Origin of the sequence: Pseudomonas sp. MN1F (assembly GCF_009391885.1) — a bacterium.
Taxonomy (GTDB): domain Bacteria; phylum Pseudomonadota; class Gammaproteobacteria; order Pseudomonadales; family Pseudomonadaceae; genus Aquipseudomonas.
Genome location: NZ_VZII01000010.1, coordinates 72,519 through 78,518 on the forward strand (window position 1 = coordinate 72,519; position 6,000 = coordinate 78,518).

The 6,000-nt window shown below is 60.2% G+C and carries 4 protein-coding genes and 1 tRNA gene; 4 read left to right on the forward strand and 1 reads right to left on the reverse strand.

Features of this window, described 5'->3' with window-relative positions:
* Positions 1–508: 508 nt before the first annotated feature.
* The 3 genes from F6X59_RS07950 to F6X59_RS07960 all read left to right on the forward strand — a co-directional run bounded on the left by F6X59_RS07950 (position 509) and on the right by F6X59_RS07960 (position 4,624).
* Positions 509–1,774 (forward strand): OprD family porin, encoded by a 1,266-nt coding sequence (locus F6X59_RS07950; RefSeq protein WP_152955753.1) that lies wholly within the window; start codon positions 509–511, stop codon positions 1,772–1,774.
* A 160-nt stretch (positions 1,775–1,934) separates the two neighbouring features.
* Positions 1,935–3,650: a proline--tRNA ligase gene (locus F6X59_RS07955; RefSeq protein WP_152955754.1), complete on the forward strand. Its 1,716-nt coding sequence runs from the start codon at positions 1,935–1,937 to the stop codon at positions 3,648–3,650.
* A gap of 20 nt (positions 3,651–3,670) precedes the next feature.
* Positions 3,671–4,624 (forward strand): hypothetical protein, encoded by a 954-nt coding sequence (locus F6X59_RS07960; RefSeq protein WP_152955755.1) that lies wholly within the window; start codon positions 3,671–3,673, stop codon positions 4,622–4,624.
* Positions 4,625–4,657: 33 nt separating this feature from the next.
* Here the strand turns inward: F6X59_RS07960 and dinB are convergent, their stop codons facing one another.
* Positions 4,658–5,716: a DNA polymerase IV gene (gene dinB / locus F6X59_RS07965; RefSeq protein ID WP_165837361.1), complete on the reverse strand. Its 1,059-nt coding sequence runs from the start codon at positions 5,714–5,716 to the stop codon at positions 4,658–4,660.
* A 207-nt stretch (positions 5,717–5,923) separates the two neighbouring features.
* Here dinB and F6X59_RS07970 point away from each other — a divergent pair.
* Positions 5,924–6,000: transfer RNA gene (locus F6X59_RS07970), tRNA-Met, on the forward strand.

Below are 6,000 nucleotides of genomic sequence, written 5' to 3' on the forward strand. Positions count from 1 at the left end.
TTATGGCAGCTTTTTCTTTTGCCTTACCCATTCAAGCTGGCACACCATCAGACAACTCCCGCCCCGTATTTTCGGCACTTTCCGACCTTCGGCAGCCTGCTTTGTGAAAATTTCATGAACCGTTGTTAATTTTGAGCACGCTTGTTGCATTCTCTCCACGCCAAGTCGGCACGACACCTGCATTGACCAGGTGACGCGACAAATAACAACAGCGAGTTTGGGTACACCAGGGAGTTTCCCAGCCAGAATCTGTAGTTACAGAATTCTTACGGCGATGGAACAGCGCTGGCGTTGTACGACCCGGTTAATTGGGGGCGTGATTTGCGACATGGAAATACCTAAAAGCGACATGAGCATAAAGTTCCCGCAAGGATGAATTTTGCCATATCGCCAAGAACAGTCAGCGTGCTATACATTTCCGCCGACATAACAAGAAAGAGCTGCTCCATATAACTAAAAGACTTGGACGCAGCGGTACTCTTCCTAAAAACCAAAGGAGCAAATCACGATGCGCGTGATGAAGTGGAGCATGATCGCCCTGGCCGTTGCGGCAGGGACCTCGCAGATGGCAGTGGCCTCGTCCCAGGACGAGTCCAAGGGCTTCCTCGAAGACAGCAAGCTGAACGTCAAGACTCGCATGCTGTACTTCAGCCGCGACTTCCGTAACAACGACAGCGGCCAAAGCCGCGCCGAAGAGACCGGTCTCGGCTTCGTCGGCACTTACGAATCCGGCTTCACCCAAGGCACCATCGGTGTGGGCGTCGATGCGATCGGCATGCTCGGTCTGAAACTGGACAGCGGCAAAGGCCGCGCCCATACCGGCCTGTTCCCGACAGGCTCGGACGATCGCTCGCAAGATGACTACTCCAAGGGCGGCGGTGCGGTCAAATTCCGCGTCTCCAACACCGTATTGAAAGTAGGTGACCAGTTCACCGCCCTGCCTGTGTTCGCCACCGACGACAGCCGCTTGCTGCCAGAAATGGCCGAAGGCACCCTGATCACCAGCAACGAAATCAAGGGCCTGACCCTGAACGCGGGTCACTTCACCGCGCTGGACGCCCAGGCCGAGACCAACCACGACAGCCTGAACCTGACAAAGGCCGACGTTGTCGGTGGTACCTACGCCTTCACCGACAACCTGTCCACCAGCCTGTACTACTCCAAGGTCGAAGACTACTGGCGCAAGTACTACGCCAACGTGAACTGGGCGCTGCCGATTTCCGACAAGCAGGGCTTGGTGTTCGACTTCAACATCTATGACACCAAGAGTGATGGTTCGGCCAAATACGAGTCCTTCGATGGCGGCAAACTGGACAACCGCGCGTACAGCCTGTCCGGTGCTTACAACATCGGCGCTCACACCTTTACCCTGGCCTATCAGAAAATCTCCGGCGACGGCGACTATGGCTATGGTGTCGACGGTGGCGGTACCATCTTCCTGGCCAACTCCGTTGCCCGTTCCGACTTCAACGCGGAAAACGAGAAGTCCTGGCAGGCTCGCTACGACCTGAACTTCGCCGAATACGGCATCCCGGGCCTGACCTTCATGACCCGTTATGTACGCGGCACCGACGCCCATGTCACTGGCACCAACAATGGCTCGGAATGGGAACGCGACGTAGACGTCAAGTACGTCCTGCAGGAAGGCCCGGCCAAAGACCTGAGCTTCCGCGTTCGTCAGGCCACCTACCGCTCCAGCGACGGTGTCTACTACGGCTCGAACTCGATCGACGAACTGCGTCTGATCGTCGAGTACCCGCTGAGCATCCTGTAAGCCTGGCTTATAGTGCTCCGCACCAGAAAAAGCCCGGCACACTTGCCGGGCTTTTTCTTGGCTGACAACTGCCACGCCCTGGGGCATTCTGTACGCCTTCGTTTCGCCCCCGTACAATGCGGGGCTATTTCAACGTCTTAGGCAATCGACACGGCTAACCATGCGCACCAGTCAATATTTGCTCGCCACCCAGAAAGAAACCCCTGCCGACGCAGTGGTCATCAGCCATCAGCTCATGCTGCGTGCCGGCATGATCCGCAAACTGGCCTCCGGCCTGTACACCTGGCTGCCGATGGGCCTGCGGGTGATGCGCAAGGTCGAAAACGTTGTGCGCGAGGAAATGAACGCCGCCGGCGCCCTGGAAGTGCTGATGCCCAGCATCCAGCCTGCCGAGCTGTGGCAGGAATCCGGCCGCTGGGAACAGTACGGTCCTGAGCTGCTGCGCCTGAAAGACCGCCACCAGCGCGACTTCTGCGTAGGCCCCACCCACGAAGAAGTGATCACCGACCTGGCCCGCAACGAGCTGTCCAGCTATAAACAGCTGCCGCTCAACATGTACCAGATCCAGACCAAATTCCGTGACGAGATTCGCCCACGCTTCGGCCTGATGCGCGGCCGCGAATTCATCATGAAGGACGCCTACTCCTTCCATGCCGATCAGGCTTCCCTGCAGGAAACCTACGACCGCATGCACCAGGCGTACACCAACATCTTTACCCGCCTGGGCCTGGACTTCCGCCCAGTGCAGGCCGACACCGGCTCCATCGGTGGCAGCTACTCCCACGAATTCCACGTCCTGGCCGAGTCGGGCGAAGATGACGTGATCTTCAGCGACAGCTCCGATTACGCCGCCAACATCGAGAAGGCCGAAGCCATCCCGCGTGAAACCGTGCGCCCTGCGCCTACCGAAGAGCTGCGCCTGGTCGACACCCCGGAAGCCAAGACCATCGCCCAACTGGTGGAAAACCACGGCCTGGCGATCGAAAAGACCGTCAAGACCCTGATCGTGCGCGGTGCCGAAGAGGGCAAGCTGGTTGCCCTGATCGTCCGTGGCGATCACGAACTCAACGAAATCAAGGCCGCCAAGCTGGAACAGGTTGCCGACCCGCTGGTCATGGCCACCGACGCCGAACTGCGCGCGGCCATTGGTGCCGGTGCCGGTTCGCTCGGCCCGCTGAACCTGCCACTGGAAATCGTGATCGACCGCTCGGTCGCCCTGATGAGCGACTTCGGCATCGGCGCCAATATCGACGACAAACACTACTTCGGCGTGAACTGGGAGCGTGACCTGCCAGTTCCACAAGTTGCCGACCTGCGCAATGTCGTCGAAGGTGACCCAAGCCCGGACGGCCAGGGTACCCTGGTAATCAAGCGCGGCATCGAAGTTGGCCATATCTTCCAGCTCGGCACCAAATACAGCGAGGCACTCAAGTGCCAGGTCCTGGGGGAGAACGGCAAGCCGGTTACCCTGTCCATGGGCTGTTACGGCATTGGTGTGTCCCGCGTGGTCGCCGCCGCCATCGAGCAGAGCTACGACGACAAAGGCATCATCTGGAACGACGCCCTGGCACCGTTCCAGATCGCCCTGGTCCCCCTGCGTTACGAAACCGAGGTCGTCCGCGAAGCAACCGACAAGCTGTACGCCGAACTGACCGCGGCCGGCTACGAGGTGCTGCTGGACGACCGCGACAAGAAGACCAGCCCCGGCATCAAGTTCGCCGACATGGAGCTGATCGGCATTCCACACCGCATCGTCGTCAGCGACCGCGGCCTGGCCGACGGCAACCTGGAGTACAAGCACCGCACCGAGTCGGAAGCTCACCCGCTGCCGCTCAATGAAGTGCTGACCTTCCTGCAGGCCCGCGTTCGCCGCTGATAATCAATGCACGAGTAATCATGTCCAAGCGAAGTACCTTTACCCTGGGGGGCGCCGCACTGTGCGGCGCCCTGCTTACCAGCGGTTGCGCCAACCAGATGTCCCAGCGCAGCGATCATGAGGAGCGCGTCGAGCGCAAGCTGCTCGAACACACCCTGCAGATCGATGTCGGCGAGCCGAAGGTGATGGAGCTTCCGCAACGGCGTGTGCGCGTCCATGAGCAGAAGCGTTTCGAGGTGACCGAGTACGAGGTCACCCGCCGCTACGACCGCTACACCCCCTACCAACCGTGGCGGGAGATCTACGAGATCCCGCTGGGCGCGGTAGCCGTGGTGGCCGGCATAGGGGCCAACGTGGTCAACGTGTTCGCCCTCGGCAACCTGCCGCAAAGCATGACCCACGACTGGCTCAGCTATGGCGTGGATGGCCTTAATCCGTTCATGAACACGCCGTCCAATGGCCGCGCCCAGCAGAACCTGGCGGGCATCAGCGAAGTACAGAAGGACAAGCGCGAAGAGTTCACCAGCGTGCCCTGGAGCGAGCGGCTGGTCGAAGTCAAGGCGGGCAAGATGACCCACGAGCTGACCACCGACAGGAACGGCGTGCTGCGCCTGAACCTGCTGGACAGCCCGTTCTCGGAGCAGCACCTGAACCACGTCGGCACCTTGCACCTGCAGGTGGTCGATGAGGACACCGCGGTGCGTGGCGATGCCAGCCTGCTGGTCAGCGCCACCCTGCGCAACAAGCTGCGCGAGGCCCATGAGCTGATCTTCGATGACCTCGAGGATGACGATGTCGGCCAATGGGTACACCGGGTCAAGCGCTTGTCCGAGCTGGGCCTGGAAGAGGAAGCCAGCGAGATGGAGCAGAGCCTGGTCGAGCTCACACGCAACGATCCGGAGCTGCAACAGGAATTTCTGTCGGCACTGACCAAGGCCACCGGCCGGTTGGTCGCTGATCCCGGCGCGCAGTAACTATAAAGAAGGGGCCGTTTTTACGGCCCCTTTTCAATTGCCCGGGAACAGCTCCAGTTGTTCATGCGCCCCGCGCAGATCCCGCAGCCTCACCCCGACCCCCAGCAAGCGCACCGGCTTGCCACCCCGGGCGAACGCCTGGCGTAGCAACTGACGGTAGCTTTCCAGGTCCCTGCCCGCCCCTGCCTGCTCCATGGTGGTCTGGCTGAAGTCATGGAACTTGACCTTGACGAACGGCTTGTCCGGGCGGTAACTGCTGTCCATCCGGGCAATCCGCTCATTAAGGCTTTCGAGCAGTTCAGGCAAACGTTCGAGGCAACTGGCCAGATCGGGCAAGTCGTTGTCATAGGTGTTTTCCACGCTGACCGACTGCCTGCGGCTATCGTTGTGCACCGCACGCTCGTCAATCCCTCGCGCCAACCCCCAGAGCCGTTCACCAAAGCTGCCGAACTCCCGCGCCAGCGCCAGCCGCGACCACTCACGCAAGTCAAGGCAGGTATCGATCCCCAGGCGGTTCAACTTGTCTGCGGTCACCTTGCCCACACCATGCAGCTTGGCCACTGGCAAGGCGGCAACAAAGGCCTCGACCTGCTCCGGGGTAATCACGAAGATGCCGTTGGGCTTACGCCAGTCGCTGGCGATCTTGGCCAGGAACTTGTTTGGCGCCACCCCCGCAGATACCGTGATATGCAGCGTGCGGGCGACCCGCCGGCGAATGTCCTCGGCGATTCGTGTAGCACTGCCGGCATACCACTGGCTTTCACTGACATCCAGATACGCCTCATCCAGTGACAACGGCTCGATCAGCTCGGTGTAGTCACGAAAAATGGCGTGAATCTCGCGCGAAGCTTCCCGGTAAGCCTCGAAACGCGGCTTGACGATCTCCAGGTCCGGGCAAAGCTTGAGGGCATGCCGGGACGACATGGCTGAACGCACGCCATAGGCGCGTGCTTCATAATTGCAGGTGGCGATCACCCCGCGCCGGTCCGGGGAACCACCCACCGCCATGGGGCGACCTGCCAGGCGCGGGTCGTCACGCATCTCGATGGCGGCGTAAAAACAATCGCAGTCGATGTGGATGATCTTGCGCAAAGACATTGATGACGGCCACCACTGTAAATTCATACAGATAGTAGCGCATGCCGCCTATGCGGATACAGAGGGCTCCATAATCGGCTTGTAAACCCCGCCGCGCCTGAGCCGCCGCCAGGTGTAGGCGCTAAGGGATTGAACGAAAAAGGGTTTTCTATAATATCGCTTGACATGAGCTGGGAAATCCGTAGAATTCGATTTCACAGGCGCGGGATGGAGCAGCCTGGTAGCTCGTCGGGCTCATAACCCGAAGGTCGTCGGTTCAAATCCGGCTCCCGCAACCA